Source organism: Mycobacterium simiae, from assembly GCF_008370645.1.
GTDB lineage: Bacteria > Actinomycetota > Actinomycetes > Mycobacteriales > Mycobacteriaceae > Mycobacterium > Mycobacterium simiae_A.
Genome location: NZ_VTZN01000489.1, coordinates 1 through 584, shown reverse-complemented (window position 1 = coordinate 584; position 584 = coordinate 1). Strand labels below are relative to the sequence as shown.

The 584-nt window shown below is 68.2% G+C and carries 1 protein-coding gene; it reads left to right on the top strand.

Going from position 1 to position 584, the window contains the following annotated elements:
* Positions 1–19: 19 nt before the first annotated feature.
* A partial coding sequence (locus tag F0Q45_RS28385; protein WP_444875268.1) for a SpnB-like Rossmann fold domain-containing protein occupies positions 20–584 on the top strand: 565 nt, incomplete at its 3' end.

Sequence of the window (584 nt, the reverse complement as noted above, 5' to 3'; positions counted from 1 at the left end):
CCACACCAACCCCGTCTCCTTGCGCGAGAGCCTGTTCCAGCTGGACTGGCCCGCCCTACCCGCCGACACGTTCCCACATGCCGAGCCCGCACGCTCTTGGGTGGTGATCGGCAACGCCGAGCACCTGCCCGCCGGCCTCCACCAACTGCCGGCCTACCCCGACCTGACCCACCCCGATCTCACCGACACCGACCTGGCCATCTGGGCACTACCCCTACCGGACGGCGATCCCCTGCACCAAACACACGACCTCACCAAACACACCCTGACCCAACTACAACACTGGCTGGCCCGACCCGACACCCACAACACCCACCTGGTCATCCTGACCCGCCACGCCGTCACCACCAACCCCCACGACCCCACCCCCGACCTCGCCCACGCCGCCACCTGGGCACTGATCCACACCACCCAAAACGAACACCCCAACCGCATCACCCTGCTCGACACCGACAACGACGACAGCGTCCTGGTCAACATCCTCGCCGCTCTGGGACAGGGCAGCGAACCCCAACTCGCCCTGCGCAACCGCAGCGCCCACACACCCCGCCTGGCCCCGACCACACCGCCGCAGACCCCCACCA